General features: G+C 55.0%; 20 protein-coding genes. 17 read left to right on the top strand and 3 right to left on the bottom strand.

What is annotated here, in order from left to right; genetic code table 11:
• Positions 1 to 236: 236 nt before the first annotated feature.
• The 10 genes from ybeY (at position 237) to OR1_RS01955 (ending at position 9,925) form a co-directional block, all read left to right on the top strand.
• On the top strand, positions 237 to 638 hold the full coding sequence (gene ybeY / locus OR1_RS02000) for an rRNA maturation RNase YbeY (protein WP_370543323.1): 402 nt from the start codon (positions 237 to 239) through the stop codon (positions 636 to 638).
• A 39-nt stretch (positions 639 to 677) separates the two neighbouring features.
• Positions 678 to 1,385, top strand: a complete 708-nt coding sequence (locus OR1_RS01995) for a diacylglycerol kinase (RefSeq protein ID WP_041969643.1) — start codon at positions 678 to 680, stop codon at positions 1,383 to 1,385.
• Between the two features lie 38 nt (positions 1,386 to 1,423).
• Positions 1,424 to 2,272, top strand: coding sequence for a hemolysin family protein (locus OR1_RS01990; RefSeq protein WP_041969642.1), 849 nt, complete (start codon positions 1,424 to 1,426; stop codon positions 2,270 to 2,272).
• A 7-nt stretch (positions 2,273 to 2,279) separates the two neighbouring features.
• A complete protein-coding gene (gene lnt, locus OR1_RS01985; protein ID WP_041969641.1) occupies positions 2,280 to 3,875 on the top strand; it encodes an apolipoprotein N-acyltransferase in 1,596 nt (531 codons plus the stop codon).
• A protein-coding gene (gene prfB, locus OR1_RS01980) for a peptide chain release factor 2 (protein WP_152609777.1) occupies positions 3,848 to 4,964 on the top strand; the annotation gives its coding sequence in 2 pieces (ribosomal slippage) (positions 3,848 to 3,916 and positions 3,918 to 4,964; 1,116 coding nt in all). The genes lnt and prfB overlap by 28 nt, the downstream gene beginning before the upstream one ends.
• A gap of 15 nt (positions 4,965 to 4,979) precedes the next feature.
• Positions 4,980 to 5,777, top strand: coding sequence for an NlpC/P60 family protein (locus OR1_RS01975; protein WP_041969999.1), 798 nt, complete (start codon positions 4,980 to 4,982; stop codon positions 5,775 to 5,777).
• A 48-nt stretch (positions 5,778 to 5,825) separates the two neighbouring features.
• A complete protein-coding gene (locus OR1_RS01970; RefSeq protein WP_041969638.1) occupies positions 5,826 to 7,067 on the top strand; it encodes a DUF1015 domain-containing protein in 1,242 nt (413 codons plus the stop codon).
• A 53-nt stretch (positions 7,068 to 7,120) separates the two neighbouring features.
• Entirely contained in the window at positions 7,121 to 7,591 is a 471-nt protein-coding gene (locus OR1_RS01965; RefSeq protein ID WP_041969637.1) for an FKBP-type peptidyl-prolyl cis-trans isomerase, read from the top strand.
• Positions 7,578 to 8,615: a hypothetical protein gene (locus OR1_RS01960; protein WP_041969636.1), complete on the top strand. Its 1,038-nt coding sequence runs from the start codon at positions 7,578 to 7,580 to the stop codon at positions 8,613 to 8,615. Before OR1_RS01965 ends, OR1_RS01960 begins: the two co-directional genes overlap by 14 nt.
• Before the next feature lie 23 nt (positions 8,616 to 8,638).
• Positions 8,639 to 9,925: a hypothetical protein gene (locus tag OR1_RS01955; RefSeq protein ID WP_160295193.1), complete on the top strand. Its 1,287-nt coding sequence runs from the start codon at positions 8,639 to 8,641 to the stop codon at positions 9,923 to 9,925.
• Positions 9,926 to 9,985: 60 nt separating this feature from the next.
• Here the strand turns inward: OR1_RS01955 and OR1_RS20510 are convergent, their stop codons facing one another.
• Positions 9,986 to 11,980 (bottom strand): ATP-binding protein, encoded by a 1,995-nt coding sequence (locus tag OR1_RS20510; protein WP_052440196.1) that lies wholly within the window; start codon positions 11,978 to 11,980, stop codon positions 9,986 to 9,988.
• A gap of 168 nt (positions 11,981 to 12,148) precedes the next feature.
• Between OR1_RS20510 and OR1_RS01945 the strand changes: the two genes are divergently transcribed.
• Complete coding sequence (locus OR1_RS01945; protein WP_041969634.1) at positions 12,149 to 12,550, top strand: response regulator; 402 nt, start codon at positions 12,149 to 12,151, stop codon at positions 12,548 to 12,550.
• 190 nt (positions 12,551 to 12,740) lie between these two features.
• Positions 12,741 to 13,430 carry an AAA family ATPase gene (locus OR1_RS01940; RefSeq protein ID WP_041969632.1) on the top strand — a complete coding sequence of 230 codons (690 nt, stop codon included), beginning with the start codon at positions 12,741 to 12,743 and terminating at the stop codon, positions 13,428 to 13,430.
• A 58-nt stretch (positions 13,431 to 13,488) separates the two neighbouring features.
• Here the strand turns inward: OR1_RS01940 and OR1_RS01935 are convergent, their stop codons facing one another.
• Positions 13,489 to 14,403: a response regulator gene (locus OR1_RS01935; protein ID WP_041969631.1), complete on the bottom strand. Its 915-nt coding sequence runs from the start codon at positions 14,401 to 14,403 to the stop codon at positions 13,489 to 13,491.
• A gap of 442 nt (positions 14,404 to 14,845) precedes the next feature.
• Here OR1_RS01935 and OR1_RS01930 point away from each other — a divergent pair, with 442 nt between their 5' ends.
• The 5 genes from OR1_RS01930 to OR1_RS01910 all read left to right on the top strand — a co-directional run bounded on the left by OR1_RS01930 (position 14,846) and on the right by OR1_RS01910 (position 19,561).
• Complete coding sequence (locus tag OR1_RS01930) at positions 14,846 to 15,661, top strand: hypothetical protein (RefSeq protein WP_041969630.1); 816 nt, start codon at positions 14,846 to 14,848, stop codon at positions 15,659 to 15,661.
• A gap of 83 nt (positions 15,662 to 15,744) precedes the next feature.
• On the top strand, positions 15,745 to 16,083 hold the full coding sequence (locus OR1_RS01925; RefSeq protein ID WP_041969628.1) for a P-II family nitrogen regulator: 339 nt from the start codon (positions 15,745 to 15,747) through the stop codon (positions 16,081 to 16,083).
• 37 nt (positions 16,084 to 16,120) lie between these two features.
• Complete coding sequence (locus OR1_RS01920) at positions 16,121 to 17,584, top strand: ammonium transporter (protein ID WP_041969627.1); 1,464 nt, start codon at positions 16,121 to 16,123, stop codon at positions 17,582 to 17,584.
• 329 nt (positions 17,585 to 17,913) lie between these two features.
• A complete protein-coding gene (locus OR1_RS01915) occupies positions 17,914 to 18,666 on the top strand; it encodes a sensor histidine kinase (RefSeq protein WP_041969626.1) in 753 nt (250 codons plus the stop codon).
• Between the two features lie 106 nt (positions 18,667 to 18,772).
• Positions 18,773 to 19,561: an inositol monophosphatase family protein gene (locus OR1_RS01910; RefSeq protein WP_041969624.1), complete on the top strand. Its 789-nt coding sequence runs from the start codon at positions 18,773 to 18,775 to the stop codon at positions 19,559 to 19,561.
• Here the strand turns inward: OR1_RS01910 and OR1_RS01905 are convergent.
• The gene (locus OR1_RS01905) at positions 19,533 to 20,111 is read right to left on the bottom strand and encodes a hypothetical protein (RefSeq protein WP_041969622.1); all 579 of its coding nucleotides are present in this window, start codon (positions 20,109 to 20,111) and stop codon (positions 19,533 to 19,535) included. The genes OR1_RS01910 and OR1_RS01905 overlap by 29 nt on opposite strands.
• Positions 20,112 to 20,131 lie beyond the last annotated feature (20 nt).

The raw sequence follows: 20,131 nt of genomic DNA, 5'->3' as shown, positions 1-20,131 counted from the left end.
GGTGCAAAAGATCATCAACAATATCTTCATCGACGGCCAGCTTGACGAATGCGAGCTGACGCTGAAAAACCTGCATGAAATAGCCAAGAGCTTCAATCGGGTCTTGAACGGAATTTATCACCACCGGATCGATTATCCGGAACCGGCCTTCAAGGAGAAGTCGGCCGGAGGGAGGAAACCTATTGAGAATAGGGATAGTGAACCGGCAGCGGCGGCACCGGATATCGATACCGCAGATCAGAAAAGTGGCGGAGAGGGTCTTAAGCGCCTTGGGAGCGGAAGGTAGCGAGCTGTCGCTTTCAATCGTGGGCGACCGGGCCATCAGGATCATCAACCGCGAGTATCTCGCCAAGGACCGTCCGACCAACGTCATATCCTTTTCCCTGCGCGAGGGCGAATTCGGGCATCTTAATCCCGAAATGCTGGGTGATGTGGTGATCTCGGCCGATACTGCTGCCAGGGAGGCCGATGATGCCGGGATTCCTTTTTACGAGCGGTTCTGCTTCCTGCTTCTGCATGGGATCCTGCACCTGTCGGGCTATGACCATGAACGGAGCGGTGAAAAAGAGGCTGCCAGGATGGAGGCCAAGGAGCAGGAACTGTTTCAACTGTTGAGGCAGGAGGGTTTGATTGGGTGATGCAGGCATGATCCGGGTAACGGGAAGGAGCCGGCAGCGATGAAGCCGACCCGTTTCATAGATTCCGTCAACTGTGCCATTGAAGGGATCATCCATACGGCCCGGACCCAGAAGCATATGCGCCGCCATTTCCTGGCCGCGCTGTTTCTGTTTCCGCTGATCCTGATGCTGGGGGTCACCGACACAGAATTTATCCTGATCTCCCTGTCCGTCTGTTTCGTCCTCTTTGCCGAACTGATGAATACCGCGATCGAGGCGGTGGTGGACCTCGTCACCACGGAGTATCACCCGCTCGCCAAGACGGCCAAGGACGTGGCCGCCGGCGCGGTGCTGATGGCTTCGATCGGCGCTGTGGTGATGGGTTATCTGATCCTGTCGAAATACATTTTTCCCATTTACAAGGAGGCGCTTGGCGTGGTAGGAAACCCTTCCGAGATGGGGACGCTGGTCTCTCTGCTGGTTGTTGTAATTGTGGTCGTAATTCTCAAGGCGATATCCGGCAAGGGTACCCCTCTTGAAGGCGGGCTCCCCAGTGGCCATGCAGCGGTTGCCTTTTCCGTTGCGACCGTGGTATCGCTTTCCACGCAGGATCCGCTGATTTCCGTACTCACTATCGGACTTGCCGTCATGGTTTCGCACTCGCGGCTCCTGCTGCATATCCACTCGATGCGCGAGGTGTTGCTCGGTGCGGTTACCGGCATAGTGCTGACGCTGTTTATTGTGCTTCTGTTTCGTTACTATCACTAAGGCGATCTGTTTCATAATTATTGACAGGAGATTCTTTTTTGGACGACGCAGGTAGTAGAAAGAAAAACGGTTTATGGGAAAACCTCAACAGGTTCCTGTCCGGCAGGAGAAAGGTTACCGAAGAAGAGATCCAGGAACTGATGGACGCCGGGGAAGAAGAAGGGATCATCAACGAAGAGGAAAACGCCATGATCCGTTCCATCTTTGCCCTCGGCGATACCGTTGTCAGGGAAGTGATGGTGCCGCGGACCGATATGGCATGCATCCCGATCGATGCCCCGGTTCGTGAGGCGCTGGATACCATAATCGCTTGCGGTCATTCACGAATACCGGTTTATGACGGGACCATGGACAATATCGTGGGGCTCCTGTATGCCAAGGACCTGCTCAAGCTCTGGGGGAAGGAAGACAACGATATCCATATCCGGTCGATAATGCGTTCTGCCATGTTTATCCCGGAATCCAAGAATCTGGAGGAGATGCTCCAGGAGTTTCGCAAGAAACGGATTCATCTGGCGATTGTTGTGGACGAATATGGCGGCACATCGGGGCTGCTGACGATCGAAGACCTGCTTGAGGAGATAGTGGGAGACATTCAGGACGAGTACGACACCGAAGAGGAGCGGCTCGTAGAGGACGAAGATGGCTCCGTGCTTGCCGATGCCCGGCTGCCGATCGAGGAGCTTGAGGAACATTTCGGGATCAGGATCGAGCGGGAAAAGTTCGACACCGTCGGCGGACTGGCCTTCCATCTCACCGGACGAATTCCGGAAAGCGGCGAAGTGGTGTCGGTGGACAATCTCAGGATAACCGTTCTGGAGGCGGATGAGCGCCGGGTGATCAAGGTGAGGGTGGAACGCGTTCCGGAGATAACCGGCGAGGACTGAATAGCTGATGTCAGATAATCCAAACTGTTCCGATCAGGAGCGGGTGTCGAAGAGCGCTTGTCTGTCAGCGGCGTTGTCCGGTCTGCTCCTGGCGTTTTCATTTCCGAAGCCCGGTCTCTCGCTGCTTGCCTGGTGCGCTTTTGTTCCGCTGCTCAAGTCGGTTGACAATCTGTCCGTGAAAAACGCCTTCAGGCTCGGGGCGATTACCGGTTTAACCGCCTATACCGGGATAGTCTACTGGCTGGTCATAGTCATGAACAGCTACGGCAGGCTCCCGATCGTGGTAAGCATACTGCTTATGCTTGTCATGGCCGCCTACCTCGCCTTTTATCTGGCGACGAGCATCGCGCTGGTAAGGGCCGGAGAGTTGGCGGGGATCGGCGCCGGTCTCTCGTTCCCGGTGGTCTGGGTGGGGATGGAGTATCTCCGTTCGTTTGCCTTGACCGGATTCCCCTGGGCCAGCCTGGGTTATTCCCAGTACAAGATACTGCCGCTGATACAGATTGCCGACATCTCGGGCGTTTACGGCGTGAGTTTTTTGATTGTGCTGGCAAATGTCGGCCTGTTCCGGGCATACCAGTTTTTTTCCGGCAACGGTACTCTGGGAAAACGGATCTGGACGATTGCCGCAGCAGTCGGGCTGATGATCGCCACGGTCGCCTACGGTTTTGTCCGGTTGACATCGCCTGAGGCCGGTACGCCCCTGAAAGTGGCGCTCATCCAGGGAAACATCTCCCAGGATGTCAAATGGGACCCAGCGTTCCAGGAAGAGACGGTCAGGATCTACGAGCGCCTGACCGAGTCGGTGGCGCCGTTCGGACCCGATCTGGTCGTATGGCCCGAGAGCGCCACCCCGTTTTTCTTCCAGAAAGAGACCGCGTATGCCGACCGGGTCAGAAAGCTGGCGGCCGGACTGCATGCCCCCCTGGTTTTCGGCAGTCCGGCGTATAAGGCCGAAGGCGGGTCCATCAGATTTCTCAACAGCGCTTTCCTGGTGAATGCTGACGGCGAAATCGGCGGCCGGAGCGACAAGATCCATCTGGTGCCGTTCGGCGAATACGTCCCGTTGAAGCGGCTTCTCCCTTTTGTCAACAAGCTGGTGGAGGGGATTGGAGACTTTGCGCCGGGAACGGCTGCCGTGCCGCTCGATATCGGCAAAACCAGGATCGGGGTGCTGGTCTGCTTTGAAGGGATCTTTCCGGAGCTGTCCCGGGCGTACGTCAATGCCGGAGCGCGGCTGCTGGTCAATATCTCCAACGACGCCTGGTACAAACGGTCGTCGGCACCGTACCAGCATCTATCCATGACCGTATTCCGGGCCGTGGAAAACCGGGTGCCGCTGGTGCGGGCCACCAATACCGGCATTACCGCAATAATCGACAGCAAAGGGCATTTCAACGGCATGACCCAGATATTCCGGGAGGCGGCGCTGACCGGTGAGGTCAGGCCCGGGACCGGCGGGACCCTCTACAACCGGTTCGGGGACTTTTTTGCCGTTGCCTGTCTCGCGCTGACCCTGCTGATCGGGGTAAAATCCGTTGCAAATAAAGAAAAAATATGGAATAGGAGCACCAGATGTTCAGAGAAGAAGTCGCACGCATAGAATCCCTTGCGGACCGTATCGCCAAGCTTCGGGGGTCTCTTTGACGTAGAAGCGAAACGGGAGACGATCCAGGAGATGGAGTCGCGCATTGCGGCGCCCGGGTTCTGGGACGACCAGGAGACTGCCCAGCAGGTGCTTAAGGAGCGGACCTCCCTCGAGAAGATAGTGGAAGGATGGGACCGGTGCAGCCGCCTGGCCGAGGATGTCCGGGTGATGATCGAACTCGGCCAGGAGGCCGAGGACCAGGAGGTGCTTGCCGAGGTCGCGGAGATGAATGACCGGCTGGAGCAGGAAGTGTCGCAGGCCGAGTTCCAGCGGATGCTGTCCGGCCCCCATGACCGCAGCAACTGTTTTTTCTCCATCAATGCCGGTGCCGGCGGGACCGAGTCGCAGGACTGGGCGGAAATGCTGCTCAGGATGTACCTCCGGTACTGCGAGCGGAAGGGGTGGAAGACCGATATCACCGATTATCAGGCCGGTGACGAAGCAGGCGTAAAGAGCGTGACCTTTGCAGTGACTGGCGAATACGCCTACGGCTACCTGAAGGCTGAAATCGGCATCCACCGGCTGGTGAGAATATCTCCTTTTGACAGCAATGCGCGCCGGCATACCTCGTTTGCCTCGGTTTTCGCCTTTCCGGAGATCGCCGACGATATCGACGTGAAGGTCGTCGAATCGGACCTCCGGGTGGATACCTACCGCTCCAGCGGCGCCGGCGGCCAGCATGTCAACACTACCGATTCCGCGGTCCGGATCACCCATATCCCCACCGGGATTGTGGTTGCCTGCCAGACCGAGCGGAGCCAGCATATGAACAAGGCCACTGCGATGCGGGTTCTCCGGGCCAAGCTCTATGAGAAGGAGCTTCAGGAACGTGAGGCCCAGGCCTCGGAGATCTCTGGAGAGAAGAAGGAAATCGGCTGGGGGAGTCAGATCCGCTCCTATGTGCTGCATCCGTACAAGATGGTCAAGGACCTTCGTACCGGGGTGGAGACCGGCAACCCTGACGCCGTGCTGGACGGGGAGCTGGAAGATTTTGTGGTCGCGTTTCTGATGGGCGTGCGCCGGAATGTCACCGATACCGATTGATAGTTTATGGCCCTTATGAGATTTTTTCGGATACAATTGATTGCAGCGGTAGTTGTCTTGCTGCTGGCTACTCCCGGGTGCGCGACCTCTCTGAAGAAGGGGCAATCCGGCCAACAGGGGATCAGCCGGATCGGTTTCACGATTCAGGTCGGCGCGTTTCGCGAGGTTAAGAACGCGGAGCGGCTCGCAGCGCGGCTACAGGAAAAAGGGGTCGAGGCGTTTTATTTTCGCAAAGAGGATGGGGTCTACGCGGTCCGTTTCGGTGATTTCCGTACCCGCAACGCGGCGCGGCAGGCTGCGGCAAAGCTGCAGCAGGAGAAGCTGCTCACCTCCTATTTTATCGCTTCACCCACGGAGCCGGTGCTGAAGAAAGGGTATCCGGCTGAAGTCAGAAAACCGGCGGAGCACGGGACCGTAAAACGGCACGCCTCCGCAGGTGGCGACATGGGCGGGATCGCGGCCCGGACCGCCGAACGGTTCGTGGGGATTCCGTATCGCTGGGGGGGCGACACGGTTGTCGAGGGGATGGATTGCAGCGGTTTCGTGCGTGCGGTCTACAACCTGTGCGGAATCAATATCCCGAGGACCTCGCGCGAGCAATACCGGGTCGGCGAGATTGTGGGGATCGACGATCTTAAAGATGGCGATCTGGTATTTTTCGGGGAATCCGAGGACCGGATCAACCATGTCGGTATTTATATCGGGGACCGTAAATTCGTCCATGCCCCGCGGCGCGGGGACGAGATCAAGGTATCGGCGCTCGATGAGGCGTATTTTTCCAAGCGGTTCATCGGCGCCAAGCGGTACTTTTAAATTGCTGCTCTAATAACGGAACGGATTGGATTCACAAGAGAGGGACCTATGGCAAAAATCAAGCCTTTCAGAGCAGTGCGGCCGGTCAAAAACCTGGCGAGCCGGGTTGCAGCTCCGCCTTACGATGTCATGGATGCCGCCGAGGCCAGGGAAATGGCTGCAGGCGAACCGGACAGCTTTCTGCATATTTCCCGGCCCGAGATCGACCTTGCTCCGGATATCGATCACTATAGCGAGGCGGTGTATGTCCGGGGGAGGGAAAACCTTGCGGAATTGATGAATCGAGGCGTACTGTTTCAGGACAAATCAGACTGCTACTATGTCTATCGCCAGCAGATGGGCGATGTCATTCAGACCGGACTGGTGACCTGCGCCTCGGTCGATGACTATGTCAGCGGCGTCATCAAAAAGCATGAACATACCCGGGCCGACAAGGAAGACGACCGGGTGCGCCACATCGACTATCTCGACGCTAACGATGAACCGGTTTTCTTTACCTACCATTTTGACAAAGGTATTGCCGACCTGGTCTCCCGGGCTGCTTCCGCTGCTCCGGAGTACGATTTTATTGCCAGCGACAATGTTCGCCACACCTTCTGGATCATAGACGATCCTGCGACCATCGAACGGCTCACCGCCATGTTCGCCGTGATCCCGAACATGTACGTAGCGGATGGCCACCATCGCAGCGCCGCAGCCGGCAGGGTTCGCGATCTCCGTGCCGCCGGCAACCCTGCGCACAGAGGGACCGAAGAGTACAATTATTTTCTGGCCGTTATTTTCCCGGACAATGAACTGAACATAATGCCCTACAACCGCGCCGTGCGCGATCTTAACAATCTTACGGTGGCTGAGTTCATGTCAAGGGTGGCGGAGAATTTCGATGTAACCCCGGTTTTATCTTCCGTGGCCCCTAAAGAGCGGCATCAGTTCGGGATGTACCTGGCGGGCAAGTGGTATGAACTGGTCGCCAGGGATGATTCTTTTGATGAAACCGACACGGTCAACCATCTCGATGTCTCCATCCTGCAGAATAATCTGCTCAACCCGGTGCTCGGTATCCGCAATCCCAGGACCGATCAGCGCATCCATTTCGTCGGCGGTATCAGGGGGGTGGAGGAACTGGTCCGGCTGGTGGACAGCGGCGACTATGCAGTGGCATTTTCCCTTTATCCAACTTCGATCGGGGAGCTGATCTCTCTTGCCGATGCCGACAAGATCATGCCGCCGAAATCCACCTGGTTTGAGCCGAAACTGAGGTCAGGGCTTTTTCTCCATCTGTTGAAATAGTTTTTTCCAGTGGTTTAATTTAAAAAAATAATGGAATCAAGAGGAGTTAACCAATGAGAACTGTTGAAAAAGTAATTGCCGTTCTGCTGCTTGTCGTTGCCATTGTCATACCGGCGTGCGCTCAGAAGGAGGCGCAGTCAGCAGGGACCGTCAAGTCCGCGATCCCCGAACTCAAGGCCAAGAGCGTGACCACACCGACCGGGCTTTCGTATCAGGATGCCAAGGTCGGCACCGGCGCCTCGCCAATAAAAGGAAAGCCGGTAAAGGTTCATTACACCGGATGGTTGGTGAACGGGACCAAGTTTGACAGCTCTGTGGACCGGAACGAGCCGTTTCAATTTGTTATCGGCGCCGGCCAGGTCATCCCGGGATGGGATGAAGGGGTTATGACGATGAAGGTCGGGGGCAAACGGCGTCTGACCATTCCGGCAAACCTCGGTTACGGCGCTCGCGGCGCAGGCGGGGTTATCCCTCCCAATGCCACACTGATATTTGATGTGGAACTGCTGGATGTTCAGAAATAGCATAATCTTCAAGGCCCTGCTGGGCCTGATTCTGCTGGGGGGCGCATCGCCAGCCGGTGCCCTGGCTGCTGGCGGCAAGACCGTAACCTGGTATCTCGACGGCGCCAAGGTTGAACAGGAACTCCCCGTGGAAAATTCTTACCGGGAATTGCTCCTTCCGCCTACGATGCGGCCCGGCTCATTCCGGGCCAGGCCGCTTGTCGGATGCCGGCTGGCCCGGGTGGAGCTGGAACCGGTAAAGCCGGGCAAGAGCGATGAAAAGGAGCTGGCCCGCCTGGATGAACGCCGGGAGGAGCTGCGGGACCGTCTCAAGGCGCTGGGGGTGAAAGAGGAGATATTCAAGGCCACAGCCAAGTCCCAGGGGAGCAAAGCGCCGAAACGCACCCGGACCAACCCGGAGCCGCTGACAGCGATCCGCCAGGGGACCGATTATGCGATCTCCCGCCTGGAAGAGGTCTATCGCGCCAGGCGCAAGGTGGAGCGTGACCTGAAAGAACTGGACCGGAAGGTCGTGGCCCTGAAAAAGAGTGAAAAGGTCTCCGGAACCGTTGCCCGGATCTGGATCGAGGGGCGGCGGGGCAAGGTCGGCATCTCCTACATTACGGGTGACCGGGGCTGGACCCCCTATTACGATGTCAGGATTGCCGGGGATGCGGCAGACGTTACCATGATGGCAAGGGTTCCGGATAGCGCCGGTGCCGACACCGTACAACTGGTTGCTGCCGGGATCTCCGGGGCCGGGAGCAGCGTACCGCTTGCGGTCAGGCCTGGCAATCCTGCCCGGGTTAATTCGGTGCGGTTGCCGGTGACGGCAGTGAAACCGATGCCGGACTTGCAGAAAAGTGTGGCAGTAACGATAACCAACAGTACCGACCGGTTTCTGCCGCCGGGAGATGCTGCCGGTTTCTGGCAGGAGGAGTTTCTCGGCCACAGTTCATTTGCCGGGCTCAAGCCGGGAGAATCGTGTTTGCTGACCTTCGGCGCAGTCGGGGAACCGCGGAGCGATATAAAACAATCGGAATGAATCCAAGAAAAGAGGACACCTATATGCATCGCTGGAAATCATGCCTGCTGCTTTTTGCCGGGGTTGCCGCATTAAGCGCCTGCGGCGGCGGTGGGGGGAATTCATCCGGGACCACCGCCTCGTCGGACCCGATCGTGTTTTATCCCCACATGGCAGTTTTACTGAACAATACCGAGCTTTATACCTGGGGCGGGAACGAATCCGGCCAGCTCGGCAACGGCAATACCAACAACAGCTCGTCTCCGGTGAAGGTGCCGTTGGGGTTTGCCGGTTACAGCGGCAACGGAGTCTCAGTCGGGTCCAACCATACGCTGGCGTTTCAGAAATACAGCACGGTCAGGGCCTGGGGGTTCAACCGGTACGGCCAGCTCGGCAACGGCCTGACAGCCGACAACCAGACCCCCAATAGTTCTGTCCCGGTTACGGTCAGGAAATACGGGACCACTGCATCTCTTTCAGGGATTACCGCGGTTGCCGCTGGAGGGTATTTCAGCCTTGCCCTGGACCGAAACGGCACGGTCTGGTCCTGGGGTAAGAACGACCATGGCCAGCTGGGACGGTTGTCAAACCAGAATACCTTCGGCAATTACAGCAGCCAGATGGCCGACAAAGTTGTCGTGGCCGCTGTTTCCAGCCCGCTGTCCGGGGTTACGGCGATTGCCGCCGGCGGCAGTCATGCCCTGGCGCTGAAGAGTGACGGTACGGTCTGGGGCTGGGGTTACAACCAGTGGGGCCAGGTGGGAGACGGCTTGCCCCGCGACAAGCCGAACCGGTTCTATCCGGCCCTGGTGCAGTTCCTTGACAATCCGGACCGCGCGGTAAATGTGGTAAAGATCGCCGCCGGCGGGAGCCACAGCCTGGCGCTCGACTCGGACGGCTATATCTGGGCCTGGGGTTACAACTACTTCGGCCAGCTCGGTAACGGCGTGCACGGGGAAAATATCTTTTCCGAAATCCCGGTCAAGATTACCATTCCAGGGCTGACCTCTGCGGCGCTTATTGCCGCCGGCGCCAGTCATTCGCTGGCCTACGACCCGGTCAGCGACGTGCTGTATGCCTGGGGGTATAATGTGTTCGGCCAGTTGGGGGACGGCACGACGGAAAACAGGTATACACCGGTGGCAATAGCCAATTTTCGCCTGAAAGCAGTGACCGGCATATTGCCGCCGACGATTTCGGCAGCCTGGGATCACAGCCATGCCAGAATGGCCGATGGTACCTTGTGGAGCTGGGGTGAGAATTCCAGCGGCCAGCTGGGGGTTGGTAACCAGACCAATCAGTTCAGGCCGGTCCAGGTGAAGGGAATTTAGGCAGGTATCAGATAACGGATTTTCCAGGGGGGCGTTCATGCCCCCCTTTTTTTATTTCTATCAGGAGCCGAGAGTGAAATAAAATGTTGCACCTTTGCCCGGTTCGCCCGTGGCCCAGATCCTGCCGCCGTGCCGGTCTATGATACGTTTTACGGTGGCAAGGCCAATGCCGGTGCCGTCGAATTCCTCGGATCGGTGCAGCCTCCCGAACGGTCTGAAGAGCGAATCCGCCATTGACATGTCAAAACCGGCGCCGTTGTCGGCAACATAATAGATCGCTTCCCCGTTATCTCTTGAACAATCGAATTTGATAGCACCGTCCTCTTTGTAGGAGGTGAATTTCCAGGCATTTCCGATCAGGTTTTCCAGCACCAGCTTGAGCAGCATGCCGTCTCCGCAGGCATGCAACTCTTTGCCGATCTCGACGTTTACCTTACGGCAGGGATGACGTTCCTGAATCTCGGCAACAACAAGACTGGCGATGAGGGTCAGATCCACCGGTTCGCAGCTGATTTCGTCCTCGGTCACCCGGGCAAGCTTCATAAGTGCACCGATAATTTCGGACATCTCTTCCGAGCTGGCGATAATCCTTTGCAGAGCCTCTTGGGTTTGCGGCTCAAGGGTGTCGGAGGCGGTCATCAGAAGAAGCTGACTATAACCGCTGATTGAAGAGAGTGGGGATCTCAGGTCGTGGCAGACCGATGAACTGAATAGCCGCAGGTCTTCATTAACCATGGCAAGCTGGGCGGTCCGTTCCGCCACTCTCTGTTCGAGGCCGGCATTTAGTTCGCGGAGGTCGGCATCGGTCCTTTGGAGGCTGTCGGTCATGCTGTTGAAAGATGAGGCGAGCTTCCCCAACTCGGTATTTGCCGGGATATCGATACGGTAGTCAAGATTACCGGCGGCAATGGCCGATGTCTCCCGTTCCAGCAGGGCAAAGGTTTTCAGTATCCCTCGCAATGATGCCAGCAGCGCAGCCAGCACCAGCATGGCGCCGACAGTGACAACCCCGATACCCTGCCACCCGACCGAGCTGCTCAACTCTTGAATCTCTCGGTTGCTTTCGTTGAGCGACTCTTTCAAGTTGGGGGTCAGACCTTCTTGCATGGCCTGTTCGACGACAATGTCGGCGAGTTGTGCCGCCTTGATGACATCGCCTGCCTGCCGGCTCGACATTGCCTGCTGGCAAAGGATGGTGAATTTGATGTACTGGTTTTCCAGCGTAGTGGCCTGGGACAGCAGCTTGCTGCTCTCGGGAAGGCCCAGTTCAACCAGTTTTCGCGCTGACCTCCGGAAATCGTTCAACGCAGTCTGTGTCTCATTGCCGGCCCAGCCAAACGGGCGGAGCGAGTTGACCGGCGACACCAGGTCATCCATTACTTCCTTCAGCTGCTTGCTTAAACCGGCATTTATCCTGCTCAGCGCAACTGCGGAATCAACGGTGGATTGTACCCGTTCCAGCTTGCGAAGCGCTTTATAGTTTGACCACGGGAGCCGGCCCAGAGCCATGACCAGCAGATGGAACTCGGTGACGACTTTGCTGTTGCCGTCCTCCAGTGCATTGTCAATGCCTTTGAGCAGGGCATTTTCTTGCACGAGATACGAGGTTTCCGACAGCACGGCTTTGGCGCGGCCGAATTCTTTCCTCTGGCAATACTCTATGACATTGACAGCCAGGCCGTGCCATTCCCGATAATTGTCCCTGATCTGGTTCAGGAGTTTCAACTCTTCATTGTCAGTAAAGTCGCTGCTGTCCCGTTTATCGCGAAGTGCTGATTCCCATCGGGAAAAATGCTCTTCAGTGGCCAATGAGATCTTATCGAATTCTGCTTGAGAGGTGGCGGATTTCGATACCATGCAATCCACGACCTCTTTCATCTGTCTTGTAATTCCTACCCTGGCGGATGCGATTGATTCCAGATGGACAACTGAGGGCATCAGCCGGTCCAGCTGATTGCTGATCCTGATCGTGCTCCACCCCATGTATCCTACGGTGGCAAGCAAGACCGAAACAACCAGCAATAGCGCGATCTGCATATTGGTTTTAATGCTCATGGTCCGGAAGATTAGCTTCTGTATGACTAAATTGCCAGAAAATTTTGCCCGGGATTTGCCTCATTAAAAAAACTCTCAAGTTTTCATTAGTGCGGCCGATATCTCTTCATGAATATCTATAGGAATTGGGGTTACCAGTTTTTTTCTATTTCAATGTGAGGGCAACTTATGAATTCGTGGCCGGTGCTTCTGGTGGAAGATCAGCCTGATGATCAGTTTTTGACCTTGAGAACCCTGAAAAAAATGAAAATCAGCAATGTCGCAGTTGCCAACGAAGGAGAAGAGGCCCTACGAGTTCTATGGGGGGGAATAGCATCTGATCAACGGGCTTCATCGTTGCCAGAGTTGATCATTCTCGACCTCAGAATGCCGAAGGTAGATGGTTTCCAGTTTCTGGAACGGATGAATACGGATGACCGGATGAAGCGCATCCCGGTAATCGTTCTCTCCTCATCGCCCCAGGAGAGCGATAAGGCCAGATGCCGCGCACTCGGGGTAAAGGCCTATCTGAATAAACCGCTTGAACCTGATGCGTTTAACCTGGTGCTGAAAAAGATTTCTCTCTCCTGACGCCAAATCAGCTGTCACCGATCCTACCCCCTCGGACCCTCCCCTGAGCCTTGTCCGATCTATGTCCGTAGTTCTGGAATCTTTCCGAACCAGGAAAATTACATCGAGCACTTGACTCTGCGCAAAAGCGAGGCGTAATTAAATTACAGGACAATGGACGGTGCTGAATATTTTTTGAAAGGAGGATCATATGCCGCATAATTTAATCCCATCCATTGAGCAGAGGCTCTCCGGGCTTGTCGAAGTAACCAGAAGGGTTCAGGGGGAAATATCTTCCAGCAAGCCGAAATTCAAGCCAACGGTGACCATTTCACGGGAATTCGGTTGCGAAGCCTATCCAATGGCGGAAAAATTGAAGTCATTGCTGGAGAAGAAGACCGGCAGTTCATGGGCGCTCATGGACAAGGCGCTACTCGAAGAGGTGGCAAAGAATCACAATGTGTCGGAAGAGATCCTGAAAAACCTCGGCACTAAACCGAGATTTCTGGACGACATCATCTCAACCTTTTCTCCTAACTGGAAAAGCGACAAGGATCACTACCGGATTCTCTGCCGTCACATTATATCGCTCGCCACAGCCGGAAATGTAATCATCGTTGGCCGGGGCGGGGCAGTTGTCACCAGGACACTGGAAAACTGCTATCATTTCAGGCTGGTCGCCCCCGGTGAATACAAGGTCGGATCAATAGCCAAACGGCTCGGGATTTCGCTTAACGAGGCTCAGGAGATGGTGTTGAGCCGCCAGCAGGTTCGGGACAAGTTCGTGAAGGACTTCCTGAACCGTTCGCTGGATGACCCGACCCTGTATCATATGGTCTTCAATAACGCCAGGAGTTCAACGGAAAAGATAGCGGATACCATCGTTCATTACATGTTTTAAGATAATGGGAGATGGATAAGATCAGCAGGCGGTTTTCTCGGGAAGACCGCCTGTTCTGTTACTGGATGACCGAGAAATATGCCCTGTTGCTGCCATTATTCGGGGCCTGAATCAGTGCCGCGTTAGCCTCTGAAATCAGTTTTTCCTCTGCTATGTCCCCTTTGCAGGTTACTACCCCAATGGTTACTGAAAGAGGAAATTTCCCCTCCGGATGTGGAAAGCTGATTTCATTAATTGTGTTGAAAACCCGGTCAACTATGGTGGGCATCTCGCTGCTGACTGTTTCCGGGAAGAGGATCAGAAATTCGTCGTCAGAGTAACGGCCGATGGAATCATAGGAGCGCACGGTCTTCTGGATTCGGTTCATGGCGTTGCAGAGAAATTCATCCAGATTCTTGGGGCCGATCTCTGCAAGCATATCAAAGTAATTGTCGATTTTTATTATGGCCAGGCTTTGTGTGCGCCCTTTCCGCTTTGACCGGTTGAGTTCAGCCTCAATGAGTGAAATTATCTTGGAGCGATTCCAGGTGCGGGTCCCCAGATCATTGGCAGAGCTAGATATGAGAGCCCTTTTGCTCTCGATCAGTTTTTCCTGCAATTCAACGATGCGTCTGCCGGCGTCAATCCTTACCTTGAGATCCTGGGGAATGAACGGTTTTATTATGTAATCGTCGGCGCCTGCGGCAATCCCGTTTACCATATCGTAAAGTGATGATCTGATAGTGAGGAGAATTATATAGGTATACCCATGCTCGCCTTCAGCGGATTTGCGCATCTCTTTGCATACATCAATCCCGTCCATTTTGGGCATCATCCAGTCAAGGATGGCGAGCTTTGGGGCATCAGGCTTTCTGAGCATCTCTAGAGCTGCGGCCCCATCGTATACAATCTCGGTTTCATAACCCCATTTGCCCAGGGACAGTTCCAGAAATCCCAGTGCAACCGGGTCATCTTCTGCTACGAGTATCTTCATTTATTACCTCTGAAACAGTATGTTGGGGCAAGTAAACCCCTTTCTGAACAATTATATCGGCTATGCCGACAAAATCCAGTGCGGTAATCGATTCATTTATTAAATTTTTCTATTTTGATTGATGCAAAATAAATAGGCAATTTGCGCTGCCGGCACCATATTCAAGCAGGGCTTCTCCTCTACTATTAGTTATTCTGTGATGCAACTATCTGATTAAGCAGTAAAAAACAGTAACGATGCTTTATGGCACACCCTGTGCTAATGTGAAGACAAATATCTGACCGCACAAGGTAGTGCGACAAGAATACACGGCAATGGCGCCATCTCACTCCAAGTGAGAGGCGCCATTTTTTTTGGGATATGATTGAAAGGGGGTAGCCAGGTAATTGATTCAAATTGTGATTGCATGACGGAAATCAATAGACATCAAAGGAGATTGGACATGAAAAAGACGATTTCAACGGTTGTAATGGCAGCAACAATAACGCTCTCGGCAGCCGGAGCGGCACTGGCAACACCTTCCACCCAGATATGGATTCCATCAACGGATGTGCAGGCATTTAAGACCCTACACTTGGGAATCGACAACTATTTCCGCGCCTCCGGTGTGCCCAAATCTCCCCCATCATCAGCATCCACCAGGGATGCCAATGTCATGGACATAGGTTTGACCGCTGGTGTGCTTCCGTATGAGAAGATTCAGATGGAAGTCGGAGTTGACTACTTAGCAATTGCCAATGATCCGAATGACAACCATCCTTTTAGCGGCAACTTCAAGCTAGGCACTCCTGAAGAATCTCTGTTTAAACATTCGCCGGCTCTGGCCATTGGTGGCTATAACCTTGGGTTCTCCCAGGACAAGGGTAACGCTCCTTGGGTTGTCTCCGGGCAGAATATATTATACGGCCTTGCTGCCACTACCCTTCCGGCAATAGGTCCGGTTCCTTCACTGGGCAGAATTTCAGCCGGTTACTACCATGGCAGCGAGCGGGCTCTTGTTGATGCAAACAATCCAACTAAAGGTGCTAACGACGGTGTCCTCCTCTCTTGGGACAGGACCATGAGCGAGATATCCGACAAGCTTTGGCTTGCAGTGGACTATATGGGTGGCAACAACGTGGACGGAGCTCTGAACGTCGGCTTCTCTTGGGCCTTTTCCAAGAACGTATCCGTAATTTTTGCCTATGACATTTACACGCAGAAGGCTCTGGCCGGAAACAACACTTTCACAACTCAGCTGGACATCAATTTCCCCTGAAACCTCCTTCATGGGGCTTGGGGGGGCTCACTCCCCCCCCATTTTTTCAACAAGCTGGGATAAGGGATGAAAGGGGTACGAAAATGAAACTGATCGAAGCGATAATCAAACCATTCAAGCTGGACGAAGTTAAGGACGCCCTGAACGAGATCGGTGTCGAAGGTATTACGGTCTGCGAGGTCAAAGGTTTCGGCAGACAGAAAGGCCACACGGAACTTTATCGCGGCGCCGAATATGTGGTTGATTTCATCCCGAAGGTGAAAGTGGAAATTGCAGTTGCCGACGAGCAGGTGGCAAAGGTAGTGGAGACGATCGAGCGGGCAGCCAAAACCGGACGTATCGGAGACGGCAAGATATTCATCCTTCCGCTGGACGACGCGGTGAGGATCAGGACAGGTGAAAAAGGTCTGGAAGCGATCTGACGGATCAAGGATTCAAGAAATGATTGGAGGTTTACCCATGAAAGCAAAACTATCGATTCTCTGGCTGTTCCTGGCCATCAGCCTGCTCACTGCCCCGATTGCTCTTTTCGCCGAAGAGGCAAAAACACCGGCAGCATCGGCTCAGGCAACGATTTCTTCCGCCAAGAGCGCGGTTGCAACCCCCGCAGTTGCTCCCGCGGCACCGGCAGAGGCTCCCAAACCGAAAAATGTCGATCCGGTGCTTAATACGGGCGACACCGCATGGATGCTGATTTCCTCTGCCCTGGTCCTCTTCATGATACCTGGCCTGGCCTTCTTTTACGGCGGCATGGTCCGCCAGAAGAACGTGCTCTCAACCATCATGCACTCTTTTGTCGCCATGGGGATCGTAGGGGTGCAGTGGGCGATCATCGGCTACTCCCTCTCCTTTGGCCCGGATGCCTTCATGGGGCTGATCGGCAATTCCAGCAAAGCGCTGCTGAACGGTCTGATTACATTCAAGGATGGCAATCCGGTCTTTGCCTTGTTTCAGAACGTGACCACTGAACCGGGCTCCATACCTGAGTATGTCTTTGCCATGTATCAGTGCATGTTTGCCATGATCACTGTGGCCCTTATCTCAGGTGCTTTGGCAGAGCGGATCAAGTTCTCGGCTTACTGTGTTTTTGTTCTGCTCTGGACCACCCTGGTCTATGACCCGCTGGCACACTGGGTCTGGATGACCGACGGCTGGCTCTTCAAGAAGGGCGCTCTTGACTTTGCCGGCGGTACCGTTGTTCATCTCTCTTCAGGTATCTCGGCTCTGGCCGCCTTGATCTTCCTCGGCAAGCGGCACGGGTTTCCGACTGAGCGGATGGCTCCCCACAGCCTTCCTCTTACCATGCTCGGTGTCGGCATGCTCTGGTTCGGCTGGTTCGGCTTTAACGCCGGTAGTGCGATTGTTGGCGTCAACTGTTCGGATGCTGCCGGTGGCCTTGCCGGTCTCGCCTTTGCCACCACGACCATCGCACCGGCTGCCGGCGGGTTGTCATGGATGATCGCCGAATGGGTTCATTCCGGCAAGCCTTCTGCCCTCGGTTTCGGTTCCGGTGTAGTTGCCGGTCTGGTCGTCATTACACCGGCAGCCGGTTTTGTTCAGCCTGGCGCTGCCATCATCCTCGGTCTCGTTGCCGGAGTGGTCTGCTATGGTGGTGTGCTCATGAAAGCAAAGCTGAAGTACGACGACTCCCTTGACGCCTTTGGCGTGCATGGTATCGGCGGCACTACCGGCGCCCTGCTGACCGGTGTCTTTGCCACCGTCGGGGCAACCGGCCTCACCTCCGGCAATGTCAAGCAGTTCATCATCCAGCTGATTGCCGTTGCGGCAGCCGGCGCCTATGCGTTCATCGTTACCCTGGTCATTTCGTTCATACTCGAAAAGACCATCGGTCTCAGGGTTGAGAAAGAGGATGAGATCATGGGGCTCGATCAGACACAGCATTCGGAAAGCGCATACAACTAAAGGCGCTTTGCCTTGCCTGAAAAAGGCCGCCCCTCTGGCGGCCTTTTTTTTGTGCATAATCCATGTTTTTGATGATGAAAAAATAAGCGGTGATGCGGCTCGGAATGTTTGTGCTGGCCGAAATAATGCATGAATTTAAGGGGTTAGTTTGATGGCACGGCTTGTGCGTCTCACTTGATGGTATAGTTTTTTATAGTGGAGCTGTTTCTGCGTTTTGGGTCGGATCTGCTTTTGTTATCCAGGTACGGGCACGGCTTATGTTACTAATTTCCTGGATATTTCTACGAATCAATCCTTGATGGCATTTGCTGCAGATGTCCAGAGGCCAAATGGAACCGAAGCTGATTAAAAATATCATAGAGAAAGACACGGCCATTGACAGCCGTTTTCTTAATCAGCTGGCTTACAACGAGAAGATGGCTGAACTCGGTCAGCTTGCCGTGGGGGTAATTCATGAGCTTAACACCCCGTTGTCGGTAATTGCTGCGGCCACCCAGTTGATCATGCGCGAGGAAAGGCTTCCGGAGCACGTATTTGAACTGCTTGAGCGTATCGGTACTGAAGCGCAGCGGTTATCGCAAATCAGCCGCAGCATCCTCACCTTTGGCCGGCTGGACAGCGGTGAGGGGTGCGAAGCAGATATAAACCTCGTTATCAGGGACGTGCTGCAACTCCTAGTCTATGAAATCCAGAAACGATCGGTGCAGATATCGCAACGCCTTGACCACGGCATCCCGATCCTGTCGCTTGATGCCGGCCGCCTGAAACAGATATTCATAAATCTCGTGATGAACGCCCTTCATGCAATGGAAGGGGGCGGAGCCATTACCATTACCAGCGCCAGATCCGGTGACGACATCTGCGAAATCCGGGTGTCCGATACCGGTCACGGAATTCCGCCGCAGGAGCTGGAAAACATCTTCGAGCCCTTTTATACTACCAAGAAGGCGGGCGAAGGGACCGGGCTGGGTCTGTTCGTGACCAGGGAGATCGTTACTGCCATGGGCGGGAGCATCGCTGTTGAAAGCCGCCAAGGTATCGGTACCTGCTTTATCCTTCGCTTCCCGCTATCCCTTCCATAACACCGGATTATCCACTCGTTGGTAAATATACGGCAGCAGTGTATAGTTTGTAGGCAGGCTGCCGTTTTTGCATCGCAGGTGGCGATTAATACATCGGAGCAGAGAGATGAATGAGTATCTCATGGTTGCGGAACAGGCGGCGAGAGCGGCCGGCAAACTCCAGCTGAAGCGCCTGGGGGGCGATTTCAAGGTCTCGCACAAAGGTGCGATCGATCTGGTGACCGAGGTGGACCGGGAAAGCGAATCATTGATAGTGAAGATGCTGCGCGCTGCCTTCCCTGGCAGCGATATCCTGGCCGAGGAAAACGACTATGGTGCCCGCCGGGGCAATGCGGCCTGGATAGTGGACCCGCTTGACGGAACGACGAACTTTGCCCACCGGCTGCCATGGTTCTGCGTGTCCATCGGACTGGAGATCGATGGCGAGATTAGCGTTGCTGCCCTTTATCACCCCTGTATGGACGAGATGTTCACGGCAATAAGGGGGGAAGGGGCGTTTCTGAACGGAAACAGGCTGGCGGTGTCGGCAATAACGGAGTTGAAGAGCAGCATCCTAGCGTCCGGATTTCCGTATGACCGGACCTGGGATAACGAGAACAACCTGGAGCTGTACGCCCGGTTCACCATGGCGACGCAAGGTGTGAGGCGATTCGGCGCGGCAGCGCTGGATCTTGCTTATGTCGCCGCCGGCCGGCTCGACGGTTTCTGGGAGTGCAAGCTGAAACCGTGGGATGTGGCAGCCGGAAAACTGCTTGTTCAAGAGGCCGGAGGGCGGGTCACAAACTATTCGGGTGACGCGTACTCGGTATACGACCACAGGATTGTTGCCAGCAACCGGCTGGTCCATGATGAAATGCTGGAGATCATCAGTTCCCGTCCCGGCAAACGTCGATAGTGAACGTGCCGGTGACTTTGTACTTGGCATTCTTTTCCGTGACCACTACTGTGCAACTGCCGTCGTAACGGGGGGAATAGGCGTATTTCCCTTCATACAGGAGCGGCATGAGCGGCAGCCTCTTCTCTTTTGCCTGTATGGCGACTTCGCGGGCGTATTGTTCCCGTTTGTCCTTTTCCTCTTCGGTTTGTTCGATGAATTCCGGATAACTGACCGCAATGACGGTTTCTTCCTCGAAGCTGTACAAGGTCCTCACCGTATTCTCATCTTTGTCCGACTTCTTCTCGTCCACGGCAACGATGGCAAACGGTGGATCTTCGGACATCAACCAGGCAAACAGCCCTCCGGATTTCTGTGAAGTTCCGCCGCTTTGCAACACCTTTGCCGCGAGCAGTTGCGCATCTCCGGAGGGAGCTCCCCGGTTCTGACTGACCCACTTGATCTGGGTTGATTCGCCAGGGGCCAAGTCCATATTCACGGCATTGTCGACTTCAAACGCACAACCCCCTATCAGCAGCGCCATTCCAAGAATGATATTGATCGTACGCAAGAGCAGACCCCCTGTCGTTG

Origin of the sequence: Geobacter sp. OR-1, assembly GCF_000813145.1 — a bacterium.
Taxonomy (GTDB): Bacteria; Desulfobacterota; Desulfuromonadia; order Geobacterales; family DSM-12255; genus Geoanaerobacter.
This window is presented reverse-complemented; position numbering and strand designations above follow the sequence as displayed.